The organism is Streptomyces boninensis, from assembly GCF_048572725.1.
GTDB lineage: Bacteria > Actinomycetota > Actinomycetes > Streptomycetales > Streptomycetaceae > Streptomyces > Streptomyces boninensis.
This window is the reverse complement of record NZ_CP183837.1, coordinates 5,382,301-5,398,278: the sequence shown is the minus strand read 5'-3', so window position 1 is coordinate 5,398,278 and position 15,978 is coordinate 5,382,301. Positions and strand designations below refer to the sequence as shown.

Here is a 15,978-nt window from a genome sequence, read left to right as displayed (position 1 = left end):
TTCGATGAGCGTCGCCGCGTGGGTGGATCGGCTCGGCGGCGCGAGCGGCGTCGAGCGGTTCCGCCGGTACAGCCTCTCCAGCGTCGGCTTCTTCGCGCTCTTCGAGGCCGGGCTGTGGGCCTTCTGGCTCCCGGGCCGGGACGCCGGCACGGGCTGGCTCGCCCTGATCGCGGCGCTGGGTGCGGCGCATGTCGTCGTCCAGGTGCTGCTGCTACGCGCGGCCCTGCGCGGCTATCTCGGCGTCGCGCCCCGCCCGGACGGGCTGATCGCGCTGTACACCGCCCTGACGCTCGCCATGGCCGCCGTGGGCTCCTGGCTGCTGGCCGACGGACAGCTCAGCGACAAGGACGTGGGGCCCCTGCTGCTGTGGCTGCTGATGTTCTACTCGGGTCCGGTGGCCCTCGCGCTGCCGGTGCGCACCGGCGCCGTGCTGATCGCGGTCGTGACGGTGGGGTCGATCGGGGCGGCCGCCGCGTGCGGTCTCTCGGGCGAGCCGCTAGCCATGGTGATCCTCGTCAGCGCGCTCGTCGTGCCGTTCATGGCGGTGGCGATCCGGCTCTCCGGGTGGAGCGTGCGCCTCGTCGAAGAGCTGGCCGGGGCCCGCGAGACCCAGGCCCGGCTCGCGGTCGCCGAGGAGCGGCTGCGCTTCAGCCGGGACCTGCACGACGTGCTGGGCAGCAATCTGTCCGTCATCGCCCTGAAGAGCGAGCTGGCGATGCAGATGGCCCGCCGCGGCATGAACCAGGCGGTGGACCACATGGTGGAGGTGCAGCGCATCGCGCGCGAGTCGCAGCGTGAGATCCGCGCGGTGGTGCGCGGCTATCGCGAGGCCGACCTGCACACGGAGCTGGCCGGCGCCAGGTCCGTACTGGAGGCCGCGGGCATCGGCTGCCGCATCCAGGACGGGCCCGCTGCCGAGCTGCCGAAGGAGGTGCAGGCGGCGCTGGGCTGGGTGGTCCGCGAGGGTACGACCAATGTGCTGCGGCACGCAGCGGACGCCTCGCGCTGCGAGTTCACCGTGCGCACGCCGGGAGCCATCGCCGTACTCACCATGGAGAACGACGGCGCCACCCAGGCCGGTGAAGGCACCGGCTCCGGGCTGCCGGGGCTGCGTGAGCGCCTCGCGGAGCTGGGCGGCACCCTGACCACCGAGCGCCGCCCTGGCGGGCTTTTCCGCCTCACCGCCGAGATCCCCTACGAGGAGGAGCAGGAGCACGTGGAGACCCCGGCATGATCAAGGTTCTGCTCGCCGACGACGAGCACCTCATCCGCGGCGCGCTCGCGGCGCTGCTCGCCCTGGAGGACGACATCACGGTCGTCGCCGAGGCCGGCTCGGGCGACGAGGCCCTGGCGATGGCCCGCGCCCACCGCCCCGACGTGGCGGTGCTCGACCTGCAGATGCCCGGCAGGGACGGGCTCGCGGTCGCGGCCCGGCTGCGCGAGGAGCTGCCCGAGTGCACCTCGATGATCGTCACCAGCCATGCGGCGGCCGGCGCGCTGAAGCAGGCGCTCGCCGCGGGGGTGCGCGGCTTCGTGCCCAAGACCGTCTCGGCGCAGCGGCTCGCGGAGATCATCCGTACGGTGCACGGCGGCGGCCGCTACATCGACCCGGAGCTGGCCGCCGACGCCATCGCCGCGGGCGAGTCGCCGCTGACCGCGCGCGAGGCCGAGCTGCTGGCGCTCGCCGAGGACGGGGCGCCGGTGGCGGACATCGCCGCCCGTGCCGCCCTCTCCCCCGGGACCGTACGCAACTATCTGTCCGCCGCCGCGGCGAAGCTCGGCGCCGAGAACCGGCATGTGGCGGCGCGGCTGGCGCGCGAGCGCGGGTGGCTGTGAACCTGGCTGTGAGCCTGCTCGCACGGGCCTGCGCGGGCGTCCGGAGCGCGAAATACGTCGGTTATAGTTGACGGCAGTGCGGACGTAGCTCAGCTGGTAGAGCGCAACCTTGCCAAGGTTGAGGTCGCCGGTTCGAACCCGGTCGTCCGCTCCAAGCAGCCGCGATGCGGCAGATGCAGCAGGCCTCGGTCATGGTGACCGGGGCCTGAGGCGTTTGTGTGCCAGGATCGTCTTGCCATGACTGCGACGACCGAGACCACGACAGCGACTCCCGCGAGCCTGCACGCACCCGTCATCGACTGGTTCGACGGCTGCGCCCGCGACCTGCCCTGGCGCCGGCCCGAGGCCGGGGCCTGGGGCGTGATGGTCAGCGAGTTCATGCTCCAGCAGACGCCCGTGAACCGGGTGCTGCCCGTATACGAGCAGTGGATGTCCCGCTGGCCCCGCCCCGCCAACCTGGCCGACGAGGCCCCCGGCGAGGCCGTCCGCGCCTGGGGCCGGCTCGGCTATCCGCGCCGCGCCCTGCGCCTGCACTCCGCCGCCGTCGCCATACAGGAGCGCCACAACGGCGATGTGCCGCGCCGGCACGCCCAGCTGCTCGCGCTGCCCGGCATCGGCGAGTACACCGCGGCGGCGGTGGCGTCCTTCGCGTACGGGCAGCGCCATGCCGTCCTCGACACCAACGTCCGCCGGGTCTACGCCCGCGCGATCAGCGGCACCGAGTTCCCGCCAGGGGCCACCACGGCCGCCGAGCGGCGCATCGCGCGCGAGCTGCTGCCCGACGACGAGGCGACCGCCGCGCGCTGGGCCGCCGCCTCGATGGAGCTGGGCGCGCTGGTGTGCACCTCGCGCGCCCCGTCGTGCCACGCCTGCCCCATCGCGCAGCAGTGCGCCTGGAAGCAGGCGGGGTCGCCTGCTTACGCGGGGGCGCCGCGGCGCGGGCAGACGTACGCGGGCACCGACCGGCAGGTCCGTGGCCGGCTGCTGGCGGTGCTGCGGGACGCGGACGGGCCGGTGCCGCAGGCGGCGCTGGACGCGGTGTGGGACGAGCCCGTGCAGCGGGCGCGGGCGCTGGACGGGCTCGTATCGGACGGTCTTGTGGAGCCGCTCGCCGACGGGGTGTACCGGCTGCCGGGGACGTAAGCGCGCGGCGGGCTACCAGGACTTGTCGAAGTCCAGGCCGCCCTCGCGCTTCTGGGTGAGCGAGTACCAGTTGCCGTTGTCGTCCCGGAAGATCGCCTCGGTCCCGTACGGCCGCTCCTGCGGCTCCTGCAGGAACTCGACGCCCTTGCCCTTCAGCTCCTCGTAGCTGGCGCGGCAGTCGGTGGTGTGGAAGGCGCCCGCGCCCAGCACGCCCTTGCTGACCAGCTTGGTCAGCGCCTCGGCGGACTCGGGGTCGAGGCCGGGGCCGTCCGGGCGCATCAGCGCCATGGACAGGTCCGGCTGCCCGGGCACGCCGACGGTGATCCAGCGCATGCCGGGACCCATCTCGACGTCGTCGCGGACCTCGAAGCCGAGCTTCTCGGTGAAGAACTTCAGGGTCCGCGGCTGGTCGGTGGTCCAGACGGTGGTCAGGGACAGGTTCGTAATCATGCTTTTACGGTAGGCCGGGCCCGCCTCACTGCGCTTCTCCAGAATTGCGCGGCTGCTCCCCCGGCTCTATCCGCGGCTTGAAGCCCCCCGTCCACAGCAGCGCGAAGCAGCCGGGGATCAGCGCGGCGCCCTTCCCGACGTGCGTACGCCGGTACTCCCCCGGCGTCTGCCCGGTCTGCTTCTTGAAGGCCGTGGAGAAGCTGCCCAGGCTCGCGAAGCCGACCAGGGCGCAGATCTCCGTCACCGACAGGTCGCAGGTGCGCAGCATGTCCTGGGCGCGGTCGATGCGGCGGCGGGACAGATACTGGCCGGGCGTCTCCCCGTACGCCGCCTTGAAGGCGCGCACGAAATGGAAGCGCGAGTAGCCGGCGGCGGCCGCGGCGGCGTCCAGGTCGAGCTCCGGGTCGGCGAACTCGCGGTCCATGGCGTCCTTGGCCAGGCGGAGGCGGCGCAGGTCGTTCGGATGCACGATGCGAGCCTATGGCTCGCGGGGCTCCGGGGCCGCGGGGCATTCGGCGTGGGCCGGGCCGGGGTTCCGCGACACCACCGAAAAACCGCTGTGGTAGGCCTGCGCCGAGCTCTGGGGTTTTTCGGCGGCGTCGCTCCACCCCGTCCCTTGTGAGGCAGGCGGCCTGCCGCAGGGCACAAAAAGGGCCGCGCCCCCTCCGCCCGCTACTGCGGAGGGGACGCGGCCGGTTCTGGTGGCCGTCAGGCCTTTACGGCGTCCTCGACGGCGGCCTGCGGTGCGGCGTCGTCGTCGCCCTTCTTCTTGGGGGCGGCGCCCTTCAGCGGCACCTCCTTGACGAACCAGGTGGCCAGGAAGGCGAGGAGCGCGACGCCCGCGCCCCACAGGAACACCTGGTGGGTGCCGGCGGAGACGGCGTGCAGGTACGCGTCCTTCACGGGCGCCGGCAGCGACGGGATCTTCTCCGGCGGCAGCTGGGCGGGGATCTTGTTGCCCGCGTCGCCGACCCGCTCCTTGAGCGTGTCCGCGACCCGGCTGCTGAAGATCGAGCCCATCAGTGCGACGCCGAAGGAGCCGCCGATCGTCCGGGTCAGGGTGATCGTGGACGAGCCGGAGCCCATGTCGCGCATCTCCAGGCTGTTCTGGCCGACCAGCATCGTGGTCTGCATCAGGAAGCCCATGCCGGCGCCGAGCGCGGCCATGAAGATGCCGGAGGTGAGCCGGGTGGTGCCGGTGTCCATGGTGGACAGCAGGTACATGCCGAGGACCATCAGCGCGCCACCGATGATCGGGAAGACCTTGTACTTGCCGGTGCTGGTGATGACCCGGCCGACGAACAGCGACACGATCATGACCGGCAGCATCATCGGGAGGAGCAGCAGGCCGGAGTTCGTGGCGTTCGCGCCCTGGACGCTCTGCTGATACAGCGGCAGGAAGGTCGTACCGCCGAACATCACGAAGCCGACGATGAAGCCGACGATGTTCATCAGCGTGAAGTTGCTGTTCTTGAAGATCCGCAGCGGGATGATCGGCTCGGCGGCCCTGGTCTCGGCGAAGCCGAAGGCGGTCAGCGACACGACGCCCAGGACGGCGAGGCCGATGATCTGCACCGAGGCCCAGTCGTACTCGGTGCCGCCCCAGGAGGTGACCAGCACCAGGGCGGTGAGGCCGATGGAGAGCAGCGCTGCGCCCAGGTAGTCGATCTTCGCCTTGACCCGCTTCTTCGGCAGGTGCAGCACGGAGGAGATCACGAAGAGGGCGACGATGCCGAGCGGGATGTTGATGTAGAAGGCCCAGCGCCAGCCGAGGTGGTCGGTGATGGTGCCGCCGACCAGCGGGCCGCCGATGGTGGCGATGCCCATGACCGCCGCCATCATGCCCTGGTACTTGCCGCGCTCACGGGGCGGCACCAGGTCGCCGATGATCGCCATGACGCCGACGATCAGACCACCGCCGCCGAGGCCCTGCACGGCGCGGAAGGCGATGAGCTGCCCCATGTCCTGCGCCATGCCGGAGAGCACGCTGCCTATCAGGAACAGCACGATCGAGGACATGAAGATGCCCTTGCGGCCGTACATGTCGCCGAACTTGCCCCACAGCGGGGTGGAGACCGCGATGGCGAGGGTGTAGGCGGTGACCACCCAGGAGAGGTGGTTCAGGCCGCCGAGCTCGCCGACGATCGTGGGCATAGCGGTGCCGACGATCAGGTTGTCGAGCATGGCCAGCATCATGGTGATCATGAGGCCGAACATGACGAACCAGAGGTTCTTCTGCGGCGGTGCTTCAGGCACCGCCTCGTCGGGTGGGGTGGCTGGCTGAGACATGGTCACTCTCCTACTTACTTGTCGCCCGGCTAGTTCGCTACACTGAAGAAGGTAGGCTTTCACTAGCCGGTCGTCAAGTTAGTTTCGTCAAGGCTCGGTAAACCCCAGGGGACGAGGGAGGAGCGAGGGATGGGCAGCAGGAGTGACACCCGCCAGCGGATCCAGGACGTAGCACTGGAGCTCTTCGCCGAGCGGGGGTACGAGAAGACGTCGCTCCGCGAGATCGCCGAGCGGCTCGAGGTCACGAAGGCGGCGCTGTACTACCACTTCAAGACCAAGGAAGACATCCTCAAGAGCCTCTTCGAGGATCTGACCCGCCCCCTTGACGAGCTGATCGCCTGGGGCGAGAAGCAGCCGCGCACCCTGGCGACGAAGAAGGAGCTGCTGTCCCGCTACAGCGACGCGCTGCAGGACTGCGCGGAGCTCTTCCGCTTCATGCAGGAGAACCAGGGCACGGTGCGCGACCTCAACGTCGGCGAGATCTTCAAGAACCGCATGCTCCAGATGATGGGCCTGCTGCGGGACAAGGAAGCGAGCCTGAAGGACCAGGCCCGCTGCGTCACGGCGCTCTTCAGCATGCACGCCGGGATGTTCGCCATGCGGGACGTCGAGGGCGACCCAGAGGACAAGCGCATGGCCGTCCTGGAGGTCGCCCAGGAGCTGGTGAGCGCCGCGCACCACGCATAGCGGCGACGCGCCTGAGACGCAAAGAGAGCCGCCCCGGACCGTACGGTCCGGGGCGGCTCTCATGCGTAGCACCGCAGAGGCGTTACGCCTCCTTGCTCAGGTTCGGCCCGGCGGTCCCGCCGGCCGCCGCGTCCACCGGCGGCGCGTCCGGCAGCGCGGACTTCTCCTCGCCGCGGAAGGTGAAGCCGGCTTCCTCGCCCTCACCCTCGGTGTCCACGACCACGATCTGACCGGGGCGCAGCTCGTTGAAGAGGATCTTCTCCGAGAGCGTGTCCTCGATCTCGCGCTGTACGGCACGGCGCAGCGGCCGCGCGCCCAGCACCGGGTCGAAGCCCTTCTTCGCCAGCAGCTCCTTGGCCGCCGTCGAGAGCTCCAGGCCCATGTCGCGGTCCTTGAGGCGCTCATCCAGCTCGTCGATCCTGAGGTCGACGATCTCGATGATGTTGTCCGGCGTGAGCTGGTGGAAGACCACCGTGTCGTCGACACGGTTCAGGAACTCGGGGCGGAAGTGCTGCTTCAGCTCCTCGTTGACCTTGGCCTTCATCCGCTCGTACCCGGTCTTGACGTCGCCCTGGGCGGCGAAGCCCAGGTTGAAGCCCTTGGAGATGTCCCGGGTGCCGAGGTTGGTGGTCATGATGATGATCGTGTTCTTGAAGTCCACGACCCGGCCCTGGGAGTCGGTCAGGCGACCGTCCTCCAGCACCTGCAGCAGGCTGTTGAAGATGTCCGGGTGGGCCTTCTCGACCTCGTCGAAGAGGACGACCGAGAACGGCTTGCGGCGGACCTTCTCCGTCAGCTGACCGCCCTCTTCGTAGCCCACGTAACCGGGGGGCGAACCGAAGAGACGCGAGACCGTGTGCTTCTCGGAGAACTCGGACATGTCGAGCTGAATCAGCGCGTCCTCGTCCCCGAACAGGAACTCGGCGAGCGTCTTCGACAGCTCGGTCTTACCGACGCCGGACGGGCCCGCGAAGATGAACGAGCCACCGGGGCGCTTCGGGTCCTTCAGGCCTGCACGAGTGCGTCGGATGGCCTGGGAGAGCGCCTTGATGGCGTCCTCCTGCCCGATGACGCGCTTGTGGAGCTCGTCCTCCATGCGCAGCAGCCTGGACGACTCCTCCTCGGTCAGCTTGAAGACCGGGATGCCCGTCGCCGTGGCCAGGACCTCGGCGATCAGCTCCTCGTCGACCTCGGCCACGACGTCCATGTCGCCGGCCTTCCACTCCTTCTCCCGCTTGGCCTTCGCGGCCAGCAGCTGCTTCTCCTTGTCGCGGAGACCGGCTGCCAGCTCGAAGTCCTGGGAGTCGATCGCCGACTCCTTCTCGCGGCGGACGTCCGCGATCTTCTCGTCGAACTCGCGGAGGTCCGGCGGCGCGGTCATCCGGCGGATCCGCATCCGGGAGCCGGCCTCGTCGATCAGGTCGATCGCCTTGTCCGGCAGGAAGCGGTCCGAGATGTACCGGTCGGCCAGGGTGGCGGCGGCGACCAGGGCGGCGTCCGTGATCGAGACCCGGTGGTGGGCCTCGTAACGGTCGCGGAGGCCCTTGAGGATCTCGATGGTGTGCTGCAGCGAGGGCTCGGCGACCTGGATCGGCTGGAAGCGGCGCTCGAGGGCCGCGTCCTTCTCCAGGTGCTTGCGGTACTCGTCGAGGGTCGTGGCACCGATGGTCTGCAGCTCGCCTCGCGCCAGCATGGGCTTGAGGATCGAGGCCGCGTCGATCGCGCCCTCGGCGGCGCCCGCGCCGACCAGGGTGTGCAGCTCGTCGATGAAAAGGATGATGTCGCCGCGGGTGCGGATCTCCTTGAGCACCTTCTTCAGGCGCTCCTCGAAGTCACCGCGGTAACGGGAGCCGGCGACCAGGGCGCCCAGGTCCAGGGTGTAGAGGTGCTTGTCCTTGAGGGTCTCGGGCACCTCGCCCTTCACGATCGCCTGGGCCAGGCCCTCGACGACCGCGGTCTTGCCGACGCCGGGCTCGCCGATGAGCACCGGGTTGTTCTTCGTACGACGCGACAGCACCTGCATGACGCGCTCGATCTCCTTCTCGCGCCCGATGACCGGGTCGAGCTTGGATTCGCGCGCCGCCTGGGTGAGGTTGCGGCCGAACTGATCAAGGACCAGGGAGGTGGAGGGGGTGCCCTCTGCCGGGCCGCCGGCGGTGGCGGCCTCCTTGCCCTGGTAGCCCGACAGCAGCTGGATGACCTGCTGGCGGACGCGGTTCAAGTCGGCGCCCAGCTTCACGAGGACCTGGGCGGCGACGCCCTCGCCCTCGCGGATCAGGCCGAGCAGGATGTGCTCGGTGCCGATGTAGTTGTGCCCCAGCTGAAGGGCTTCGCGGAGCGACAGCTCCAGCACCTTCTTGGCCCGGGGGGTGAAGGGGATGTGGCCGGACGGGGCCTGCTGGCCCTGGCCAATGATCTCCTCAACCTGCTGGCGGACCGCCTCGAGCGAAATCCCGAGGCTCTCCAGGGCCTTAGCGGCGACACCCTCACCCTCATGGATCAGACCCAAGAGGATGTGCTCGGTGCCGATGTAGTTGTGGTTGAGCATCCGGGCCTCTTCTTGGGCCAGGACGACAACCCGCCGCGCGCGGTCGGTGAACCTCTCGAACATCGTTATCGCTCCTCAGAGCGGTCAGGCAGTAAAGGGGTCGGTCCCCTCCCTGTCCTTCCGCAGCTTAGTCCCGCAAGCGGGGACCGCTCATTCCAACTGCCGACAACCCGTCCATGGCCTCCTGCCCGAACAGCCGACAACAGCTCCAACCCGATGGTGCGGAACGATGTTCCCCCAGGCCAGGCATATACGCTCATTGCCGCTACGCCCATGGCGAACGCCGTCCATCCGCGACCACCGGATGCATCGCTCTCACTAGCCAAGTCTTACCCGCTGGGGGTGCGGCCTCATGCGATTTCGGCCGCGCTTCCCTGCGCTAAGGGCGAACAGACTTACGTTCCATCCGGATACCGCCCGATACGGACCGCGACCACATGCCGCCGGACCGTAACTCTCCGTGCCCGCCGGGCGTTGCTCCGGGCATGACGTACGGGGACGTGCTCGAGGTCCCGGCGGCCGCCGGCTATGCGGTGCTGGGCCGCCGGCTGCGGACCGGTCCGGTGGCCCGGAAGGGGCGGCGGCTGCGGTTCCTGGTGGCGCCTGGGAGCGCGGCGCTGGTGCCAGAGCTGCTGGACTGGCTGGAGTGGGGCGGGATCCCGCTGGATCTGCGGGCATTTCCCGGGGCGGAGGCCACCTGGGAGGGGGCGGTGTGGCTGCGGGCGCCGGCGCCGGACCTGGCGCCGCGGCTGCCGGCGATGCGCCTCGGCGGCGAGGGCGGGCCCGCGCCCGGGGCGCCGGATCTGGTGCGCCTGGTGGCGGCGGCGGCCACAGCCTGTCACCGGATGGCGCTGCTGGGCCCGGCGGCACTTCCCCGCCAAGAAGCCGGAAAAAGATGACGGGGGCGCCTATGGGCGCCCCCGCTCAAATATTGCCGTCGCTTACGCGGCGGACTCAGCCGTTGGCCTTCTCGTACGCCTCACGGACCGACGCAGGAACGCGGCCGCGGTCATTGACCTCGTAGCCGTTCTCCTTGGCCCAGGCACGGATCTTCGCGGTGTCCTGGCTGCCGCCGGAAGCCGCCGCACGACCCTTGCCGCGGGTGCCGCGACCGCCGGTACGGCGGCCCTTGTCCACAAACTGCTCAAGCGCGCCACGAAGCTTGTCGGCGTTCTTGGTGCTGAGGTCGATCTCGTACTGCTTGCCATCAAGCGCGAACGTTACGGTCTCGTCCGCCTCGCCGCCGTCGAGGTCATCCACTAGAAGGACCTGAACCTTCTGTGCCACCGGGCATCCCTTTCATCGAAAACAACGAGTACTGGGCGAAAGCAAACCCCCTTTTCGGAGAAAACACAAACCCTGGACAAGAATCGACCGCAAGTGACCGCACAATAAACGCGCGAATTCGGACATATCGGGTTAGAGCTGAAGCAGCATCCGACTGTTCCCCAGGGTGTTCGGCTTCACCCGCTCCAGCCCCAGGAACTCCGCCACTCCCTCGTCATAGGAGCGCAGCAGCTCGCTGTAGACATCACCGTCCACGGGAGTCTCCCCGATCTCCGTGAACCCGTGCTTGGCGAAGAAGTCGACTTCGAAGGTCAGGCAGAAAATCCGGCGCACACCGAGCCACCTCGCGGTCTGCAACAACTTGTCGAGAAGCAGATGCCCGGCACCGGTCCGCTTCGCCCCCGGATCGACCGCGAGGGTGCGCACCTCGGCGAGGTCCTCCCACATCACATGCAGCGCACCACAGCCGATGACCTCGGCGTCTTCGTCGCGTTCGGCCACCCAGAACTCCTGGATGTCCTCGTAAAGGGTGACCGTCTCTTTGCCGAGCAGGATCCCCTCGGTCACGTACGGATCCAGCAGCCTGCGGATCGCCCGTACGTCACTGGTGCGGGCCCGGCGGACGGTCAGCTGATTAGAAACCGTGGACATGACGGGACGTTATCGCTCGGACACATCCGGTGTGTCACCGGGTTGGTCGAGTTGCACAACGCGTAACGCATCCCGCAAGGCCTCGATCTGTTCCGGGGACATCATCCCGAAGAAGGCGACAAGAGCGGCCGCGGGGTTGTCGCTGGCGGCCCAGGCCTCGTTCATCAGGGCGGCGGAGTAGGCGGCGCGGGTGGAGACCGCCTCATATCTATAGGCGCGGCCTTCTGAAGAGCGGCGGAGCCAGCCCTTCTGATGGAGGTTGTCCATTACGGTCATGACCGTCGTGTACGCGATGGAACGGTTCTGCTGGAGATCCTCCAGGACTTCCCGCACGGTGACGGGCCGGTTCCACTCCCACACCCGGGTCATGACGACGTCTTCGAGCTCTCCCAATGGCCGTACCACGAGTAGAACCCTAGCCGGAATGCGGTGTTCCCGCCCTTAGAAGGGCGTTTCGGACATGCTTCCGGCTTAACCCGCCGACTTCTGGCGGGCCGCTTCCGCCTGGGACAGCGAGGCATCCACCGCGGCGTCTTCCTTGGCCTTGTTCGGGCCGCCCTGGTTCTTCACGATCTTCACGATCAGGACGGTGAAGAAGATCGCCATGACCGTCGGGGGCACGAGCGCAGAGACGTAGTCCATGGCATTCAGCCTACGCTCAGGCGGTTCGCGCCTGAGGCATAGGGCCTGCCTGGAGTTTCCCGTCGTCGCGCGCAGCGCGGCGCAGCGGCGTCCGGTGCGTGCTCTCGGCGTGCGCCGCGGCCGGTCCTGTGGCGGAGCCACCGGTCCGGTCGCGGTGCGCGTCGAGAGTGCGTGCCGGGCGTCGGGGCGCAGACGGGAAACTCCTGGCAGGCCCTAGGTCCTGGGGAGCGGGTGGCTGCTTGCGGCGGGGTGGGAAGACCTCGGCGGGGGTGGGCACCGGGCGGCCGGGGGACGGGGGTGCGGGGCGGGCCGGGCGGGCCGGGGCCGGGTCCTGCTGGCGGTCGGGGGCGGGCTTGTCCTCGTCCGCGCAGCGCCCGCCGGGGAGGGCGAGCAGCCGCGGGGCCGGACGGGGGACGTCGGGGGATGCCGACCGCTGCTCGGATACGTACGGGAGCCGGCGCGCGGCCGCGGCCGCCTCGCAGCGGCGCAGCAGCGCCGTGCGACGGCCGGTCTCCGCGGGGCTCGCCGGGAGCGCGGCCAGGGTGCGCAGCGCCGTCAGGTCGGCGGCCTGGGGGGCGTAGCCGGCGGCGAGGGCTTCCCGCAGCAGCTCGGCATAGCCGGGCGCGGCGGCGGGCAGCGCGGCCCGGTAGCGGGCGAGGTCCGCGATGAGGAAGTCCCGCATCCGTTCGGCCTCGCGGGCCGTTTCGTCCACCGCCGCGGCGAGCCGGAGGCAGTCGCGTACACCATTACTTGCGGCAAGGGCGCCGCGCACGACGCGAAGCTCGTCGGCGCTGAACGCCATGCCGCCTCGGGAACCGTATGGCGTGGGCATAATCCGACTTTAGGCCCTTAATGCCCGGTTCCCGGGTAGCGACACCGGCGATCCGCGGGCGCCGGGAGAGGTCCCCGGCGTCCGCGGACCGGCGCGGGTTCACTGCCCGCGGGACGACCTGCGGCGGGTGACGGCCACCGCGACCGCGCCGAGGCCGAGCGCCGCGGCGGCGGCCGCGAGGATCCACAGGATCCCGTTGCTGCCGGTCCCGGCCATGGAGCCGGAGGCGTCGTCAGAGGAGCCGGCGTCGCCGGACGTACCGGCATCGGCGCCCGCCGAGCCCGAGGAGCCCGAGGTGTCGCCTGAGCTCCCGCCCGAGCCGCCGCCGCCCGAGCCGCCACCGGACCCGGTCGCCTTCAGCTCGATCGGCGCGGCGTCGTTGTCCGGCTTGTTGTCGCGGGTCGGGTAGTCCGTGCGGGCGATCGCCTGGACCTTGCCCTCGGCGCCCTTCACCTTCTTGTCGATGTGGACGTAGAAGACCAGGGTGTCCTTCGCGCCCGCGGCGAAGGTCTCCGGGAGGGTGCAGACGTAGGTGCGGGACTTCTTCGACTTCTTCGAGCAGGCCCAGTCGTCGTCCTCGCCCGGGAACGGGATCTTGGTGATCGTGGTGCCCTCGGGCGGCGTCACCTCGTACGTGCCGGAGCCGTGGCCCTCGCGGTACTGGAGGTCCATCGTGCCGGGCCCGGCATTGCGGACGCCGAGCTCGACCTTGGCCGTAGCACCCTTCTTGCCCTCGATGGTGCCGCCGATCGCCTGGTAGTCGGCGCGCTGGGTGGTGGCGAGGTCGAGGTGGCCACCGTTGCCGGCAAAGGCGGCGGTCTCCTTCAGCGTGAGCGGCGGGCCGCTGCCCTGCTCCGAGTAGTCCTCGGGCTTCTCGTACTCCCAGGGGTTGCCGCTGCCGAGCGCCCAGAAGTGGTAGTTGGCGCTGCCGTACATCTGGTCGCCGGCGACCTTGAAGCGGAAGGGGGCGCTGAACTCGTAGGCCTTGCCCGCCTCGACCGGGGTGTCGAAGGTGCAGTACGCGGCGGTGTCGAAGGACGGCATGTAGTGGCAGTTGCTGTGCTGGCGAGCGACGCGCAGGCCCTCGACCGAGCTCAGCTTGACGCCGATGCCCTTGGGGGCGGCGAGGGTGCCGCGGTTGGCGACGGCCGGGGTGAGGTCGATGGTGGAGCCGGGCTCGACGCCCTTGAGCGGGGCGTGGGTGCGCGCTTCCAGCTTCGGGCCGCCGATGACGGCCTTGGTCTCGGCGGTCGCGGTGGCCGCGTTGGAGGCGGTCGCCGTGTACTTGATGGTGCCGCCGTCGCCGGGCTTCGCGCCCTTGGCGCCGCTGATGTAGAAGGGCTGGACGCTGGTCTTGCCGTCGATGGAGCTGAAGTCGCAGGTGAAGACGTAGCCGCCGGCGTCCTTCTTGCAGACCGGGGAGTCGCCGGTGATGGCGGCCTTCCCCTTCAGCTCCGAGGCGTCGATGGTGAGCTTGACGTCCTTGGCGAGGGGGTCCTCATCCGCGTCGGGGGCCAGGTTGAGGTCGAGGCGGTAGAGGTCGCCGCCCGGCGGGCCCTGGCCGTGCTCGTAGACGTAATACGTCTCCTGCGCCTGAATCTCGAGCACCGGCGCCGCGGCCGCGGCGGTGCCCCCGAGCGCCGCGCTCAGCAGCCCCGCCACGACGGCGGCTGCCGCCGCCAACTTGCCCTTCATTGGCTCCACTCACCTGTCATGGACATCTTTGGTCGGCCGGTGAGACTGCCGGGAGGGTGGAAAGGTTGTAATCGGGCCTGCGTTAGGTGCGGGCGATATTCCGCTCGTAGACGAGGCGGAGGCCGATGAGGGTGAGCCAGGGCTCGTGTTCGTCGATGACGGAGGAGTCGGCGAGCATCAGCGGGGCGATGCCGCCGGTGGCGATGACGGTGACGTCGTCGGGGTCGTCCGCGAGCTCCACCGCCATGCGGCCGACTACGCCGTCCACCTGGCCCGCGAAGCCGTAAAGGATGCCGGACTGCATGGCTTCGACCGTGTTTTTGCCGATGACGCTGCGCGGGCGGGCGATTTCGATTTTACGGAGCTGGGCGCCGCGGACGCCGAGGGCTTCGGTGGAGATTTCGATGCCGGGGGCGATGACGCCGCCCACGTATTCGCCCTTGGCGCTGATCGCGTCGAAGGTGGTGGCCGTGCCGAAGTCGACGACGATGCACGGGCCGCCGTAGAGCTCGGCGGCGGCGAGGGCGTTGATGATGCGGTCGGCGCCGACTTCCTTGGGGTTGTCCATGAGGACGGGGACGCCGGTCTTGACGCCGGGCTCGACGAGGACGGCGGGCACGTCCCCGTAATAGCGCCTGGTCACCTCGCGCAGCTCGTGCAGGACGCTCGGGACGGTGGAGCAGATCGCGATGCCGTCGATGCCGTCGCCCAGCTCCTCGCCGAGCAGCGGGTGCATGCCCATCAGGCCCTGGAGGAGGACGGCCAGCTCGTCCGCGGTGCGGCGGGAGTCGGTCGAGACGCGCCAGTGCTCGACGATCTCCTCGCCGTCGAAGAGGCCGAGGACGGTATGCGTATTGCCGACGTCGATGGTGAGCAGCATCGGGTGCTCAGTCCTCCCTCAGGTCCAGGCCGATGTCGAGAATGCGGGAGGAGTGGGTGAGCGCGCCGACAGCCAGGTAGTCCACGCCGGTGGCGGCGTAGGCGGCGGCGTTCTCGAGGGTGAGGCGGCCGGAGGATTCGAGGGTGGCGCGGCCGTTGTTGATCGCGACTGCTTCCTCGGTCTCCGACGGGGTGAAGTTGTCGAGGAGGATCACGTCGGCGCCGGCGTCGAGGGCCTCGCGGAACTGGTGGAGGGTGTCGACCTCGATCTCGATGTCGAGGTCGGGGAATTCCTGTCGTACGAGCTTGAAGGCTGCTGCCACGCCGCCTGCCGCGACGACGTGGTTGTCCTTGACCAGGGCGGCGTCCGAGAGTGACATGCGGTGGTTGACGCCGCCGCCGGCACGTACCGCGAACTTTTCCAGGGCGCGGAGGCCGGGGGTCGTCTTGCGGGTGTCGCGGACCTTGGCGCTGGTGTCTGCGAGGGCGTCCGCCCAGGCGCGGGTGGCGGTGGCGATGCCGGAGAGGCGGCACAGGACGTTGAGCGCGCTGCGCTCTGCCGTGAGGAGGTCGCGGGTGCGGGTCTTCACGGACAGGAGCTTCTGGCCCTTGGCGACCCGGTCGCCGTCCTCGGCGTGCCGCTCGACCTCGAACTCATCGGTGCAGACGACGGAGAGGATCGCCTCGGCGATGTGCAGCCCCGCGACGACGCCGTCCTCGCGGGCGGTGAAGTCGCCGGTGGCCGTGGCGTCTTCCGGGACGGTGGCGACGGTGGTGACGTCCACGCCGTTGTCGAGGTCCTCCTCGATGGCGAGGTGGGCGATGTCCTCGACCTGCACGGGGTCGAGGCCGGCGTCGGCGAGGAGCTGGGCCAGGTCGGGGTCGAGGCCGCAGGCGAGGTCGTCGTGCTCGTACGCTTCGGCGTCGCCGCCGCCGCATCCGCAGGAGTCGCCGCAGGCGCCGGCGCCTTCGGCGGGGGCGCCGCCGATGGGGAGCAGGGTGAGCTCCACGGGCCGCGGGCGGTTGGGGTCGGACTTGG

17 protein-coding genes and 1 tRNA gene are annotated in these 15,978 nt (G+C 69.9%); 6 read left to right on the top strand and 12 right to left on the bottom strand.

The genetic code is table 11. From position 1 onward, the window contains the following. Positions 1-4 precede the first annotated feature (4 nt). From ACNNMR_RS24625 to ACNNMR_RS24610, 4 genes are all read left to right on the top strand, one after another. Entirely contained in the window at positions 5-1,234 is a 1,230-nt protein-coding gene (locus tag ACNNMR_RS24625) for a sensor histidine kinase (protein WP_419996858.1), read from the top strand. Next, positions 1,231-1,836 (top strand): response regulator transcription factor, encoded by a 606-nt coding sequence (locus ACNNMR_RS24620; protein WP_419996857.1) that lies wholly within the window; start codon positions 1,231-1,233, stop codon positions 1,834-1,836. Before ACNNMR_RS24625 ends, ACNNMR_RS24620 begins: the two co-directional genes overlap by 4 nt. Before the next feature lie 78 nt (positions 1,837-1,914). Beyond that, positions 1,915-1,990, top strand: a tRNA-Gly gene (locus tag ACNNMR_RS24615). Positions 1,991-2,073: 83 nt separating this feature from the next. Further along, positions 2,074-2,979: an A/G-specific adenine glycosylase gene (locus ACNNMR_RS24610; RefSeq protein ID WP_419996856.1), complete on the top strand. Its 906-nt coding sequence runs from the start codon at positions 2,074-2,076 to the stop codon at positions 2,977-2,979. Positions 2,980-2,991: 12 nt separating this feature from the next. On the opposite strand, the gene ACNNMR_RS24605 is transcribed toward ACNNMR_RS24610, so the two are convergent. The 3 genes from ACNNMR_RS24605 to ACNNMR_RS24595 all read right to left on the bottom strand — a co-directional run bounded on the left by ACNNMR_RS24605 (position 2,992) and on the right by ACNNMR_RS24595 (position 5,718). After that, positions 2,992-3,429, bottom strand: a complete 438-nt coding sequence (locus ACNNMR_RS24605; RefSeq protein ID WP_419996855.1) for a VOC family protein — start codon at positions 3,427-3,429, stop codon at positions 2,992-2,994. 25 nt (positions 3,430-3,454) lie between these two features. After that, a complete protein-coding gene (locus ACNNMR_RS24600) occupies positions 3,455-3,853 on the bottom strand; it encodes a helix-turn-helix transcriptional regulator (RefSeq protein ID WP_420000454.1) in 399 nt (132 codons plus the stop codon). Between the two features lie 284 nt (positions 3,854-4,137). Continuing rightward, complete coding sequence (locus ACNNMR_RS24595; RefSeq protein ID WP_419996854.1) at positions 4,138-5,718, bottom strand: MDR family MFS transporter; 1,581 nt, start codon at positions 5,716-5,718, stop codon at positions 4,138-4,140. Between the two features lie 129 nt (positions 5,719-5,847). Between ACNNMR_RS24595 and ACNNMR_RS24590 the strand changes: the two genes are divergently transcribed. Further along, positions 5,848-6,405: a TetR/AcrR family transcriptional regulator gene (locus ACNNMR_RS24590; RefSeq protein ID WP_419996853.1), complete on the top strand. Its 558-nt coding sequence runs from the start codon at positions 5,848-5,850 to the stop codon at positions 6,403-6,405. A gap of 82 nt (positions 6,406-6,487) precedes the next feature. Here ACNNMR_RS24590 and ACNNMR_RS24585 read toward each other — a convergent pair whose 3' ends face one another. Further along, a complete protein-coding gene (locus tag ACNNMR_RS24585; RefSeq protein ID WP_419996852.1) occupies positions 6,488-9,016 on the bottom strand; it encodes an ATP-dependent Clp protease ATP-binding subunit in 2,529 nt (842 codons plus the stop codon). 422 nt (positions 9,017-9,438) lie between these two features. On the opposite strand from ACNNMR_RS24585, the gene ACNNMR_RS24580 reads away from it, so the two are divergent. Beyond that, entirely contained in the window at positions 9,439-9,852 is a 414-nt protein-coding gene (locus ACNNMR_RS24580; protein WP_419996851.1) for a hypothetical protein, read from the top strand. A 55-nt stretch (positions 9,853-9,907) separates the two neighbouring features. On the opposite strand, the gene ACNNMR_RS24575 is transcribed toward ACNNMR_RS24580, so the two are convergent. From ACNNMR_RS24575 to nadC, 8 genes are all read right to left on the bottom strand, one after another. Next, positions 9,908-10,240 (bottom strand): histone-like nucleoid-structuring protein Lsr2, encoded by a 333-nt coding sequence (locus tag ACNNMR_RS24575; protein ID WP_419996850.1) that lies wholly within the window; start codon positions 10,238-10,240, stop codon positions 9,908-9,910. Positions 10,241-10,372: 132 nt separating this feature from the next. Beyond that, positions 10,373-10,891 carry an amino-acid N-acetyltransferase gene (locus ACNNMR_RS24570; protein WP_419996849.1) on the bottom strand — a complete coding sequence of 173 codons (519 nt, stop codon included), beginning with the start codon at positions 10,889-10,891 and terminating at the stop codon, positions 10,373-10,375. A 9-nt stretch (positions 10,892-10,900) separates the two neighbouring features. Beyond that, positions 10,901-11,296: a BlaI/MecI/CopY family transcriptional regulator gene (locus tag ACNNMR_RS24565; protein WP_419996848.1), complete on the bottom strand. Its 396-nt coding sequence runs from the start codon at positions 11,294-11,296 to the stop codon at positions 10,901-10,903. A 66-nt stretch (positions 11,297-11,362) separates the two neighbouring features. Next, entirely contained in the window at positions 11,363-11,533 is a 171-nt protein-coding gene (locus ACNNMR_RS24560; protein ID WP_419996847.1) for a hypothetical protein, read from the bottom strand. A 16-nt stretch (positions 11,534-11,549) separates the two neighbouring features. Then, entirely contained in the window at positions 11,550-12,365 is an 816-nt protein-coding gene (locus tag ACNNMR_RS24555) for a hypothetical protein (protein ID WP_419996846.1), read from the bottom strand. A 99-nt stretch (positions 12,366-12,464) separates the two neighbouring features. Then, positions 12,465-14,060 (bottom strand): hypothetical protein, encoded by a 1,596-nt coding sequence (locus ACNNMR_RS24550; RefSeq protein WP_419996845.1) that lies wholly within the window; start codon positions 14,058-14,060, stop codon positions 12,465-12,467. An 82-nt stretch (positions 14,061-14,142) separates the two neighbouring features. Next, positions 14,143-14,940 carry a type III pantothenate kinase gene (locus ACNNMR_RS24545; RefSeq protein ID WP_419996844.1) on the bottom strand — a complete coding sequence of 266 codons (798 nt, stop codon included), beginning with the start codon at positions 14,938-14,940 and terminating at the stop codon, positions 14,143-14,145. Positions 14,941-14,947: 7 nt separating this feature from the next. Next, positions 14,948-15,949, bottom strand: coding sequence for a carboxylating nicotinate-nucleotide diphosphorylase (nadC, locus tag ACNNMR_RS24540; RefSeq protein WP_420000453.1), 1,002 nt, complete (start codon positions 15,947-15,949; stop codon positions 14,948-14,950). Between the last annotated feature and the right edge of the window lie 29 nt (positions 15,950-15,978).

Coding starts and splice junctions, on each gene's coding strand:
- ACNNMR_RS24625 (WP_419996858.1), top strand. CDS start 5: ATGAGCGTCGCCGCGTGGGTGGATCGGCTCGGCGGCGCGAGCGGCGTC.
- ACNNMR_RS24620 (WP_419996857.1), top strand. CDS start 1,231: ATGATCAAGGTTCTGCTCGCCGACGACGAGCACCTCATCCGCGGCGCG.
- ACNNMR_RS24610 (WP_419996856.1), top strand. CDS start 2,074: ATGACTGCGACGACCGAGACCACGACAGCGACTCCCGCGAGCCTGCAC.
- ACNNMR_RS24605 (WP_419996855.1), bottom strand. CDS start 3,429: ATGATTACGAACCTGTCCCTGACCACCGTCTGGACCACCGACCAGCCG.
- ACNNMR_RS24600 (WP_420000454.1), bottom strand. CDS start 3,853: ATGGACCGCGAGTTCGCCGACCCGGAGCTCGACCTGGACGCCGCCGCG.
- ACNNMR_RS24595 (WP_419996854.1), bottom strand. CDS start 5,718: ATGTCTCAGCCAGCCACCCCACCCGACGAGGCGGTGCCTGAAGCACCG.
- ACNNMR_RS24590 (WP_419996853.1), top strand. CDS start 5,848: ATGGGCAGCAGGAGTGACACCCGCCAGCGGATCCAGGACGTAGCACTG.
- ACNNMR_RS24585 (WP_419996852.1), bottom strand. CDS start 9,016: ATGTTCGAGAGGTTCACCGACCGCGCGCGGCGGGTTGTCGTCCTGGCC.
- ACNNMR_RS24580 (WP_419996851.1), top strand. CDS start 9,439: ATGACGTACGGGGACGTGCTCGAGGTCCCGGCGGCCGCCGGCTATGCG.
- ACNNMR_RS24570 (WP_419996849.1), bottom strand. CDS start 10,891: ATGTCCACGGTTTCTAATCAGCTGACCGTCCGCCGGGCCCGCACCAGT.
- ACNNMR_RS24560 (WP_419996847.1), bottom strand. CDS start 11,533: ATGGACTACGTCTCTGCGCTCGTGCCCCCGACGGTCATGGCGATCTTC.
- ACNNMR_RS24555 (WP_419996846.1), bottom strand. CDS start 12,365: ATGCCCACGCCATACGGTTCCCGAGGCGGCATGGCGTTCAGCGCCGAC.
- ACNNMR_RS24550 (WP_419996845.1), bottom strand. CDS start 14,060: ATGAAGGGCAAGTTGGCGGCGGCAGCCGCCGTCGTGGCGGGGCTGCTG.
- ACNNMR_RS24545 (WP_419996844.1), bottom strand. CDS start 14,940: ATGCTGCTCACCATCGACGTCGGCAATACGCATACCGTCCTCGGCCTC.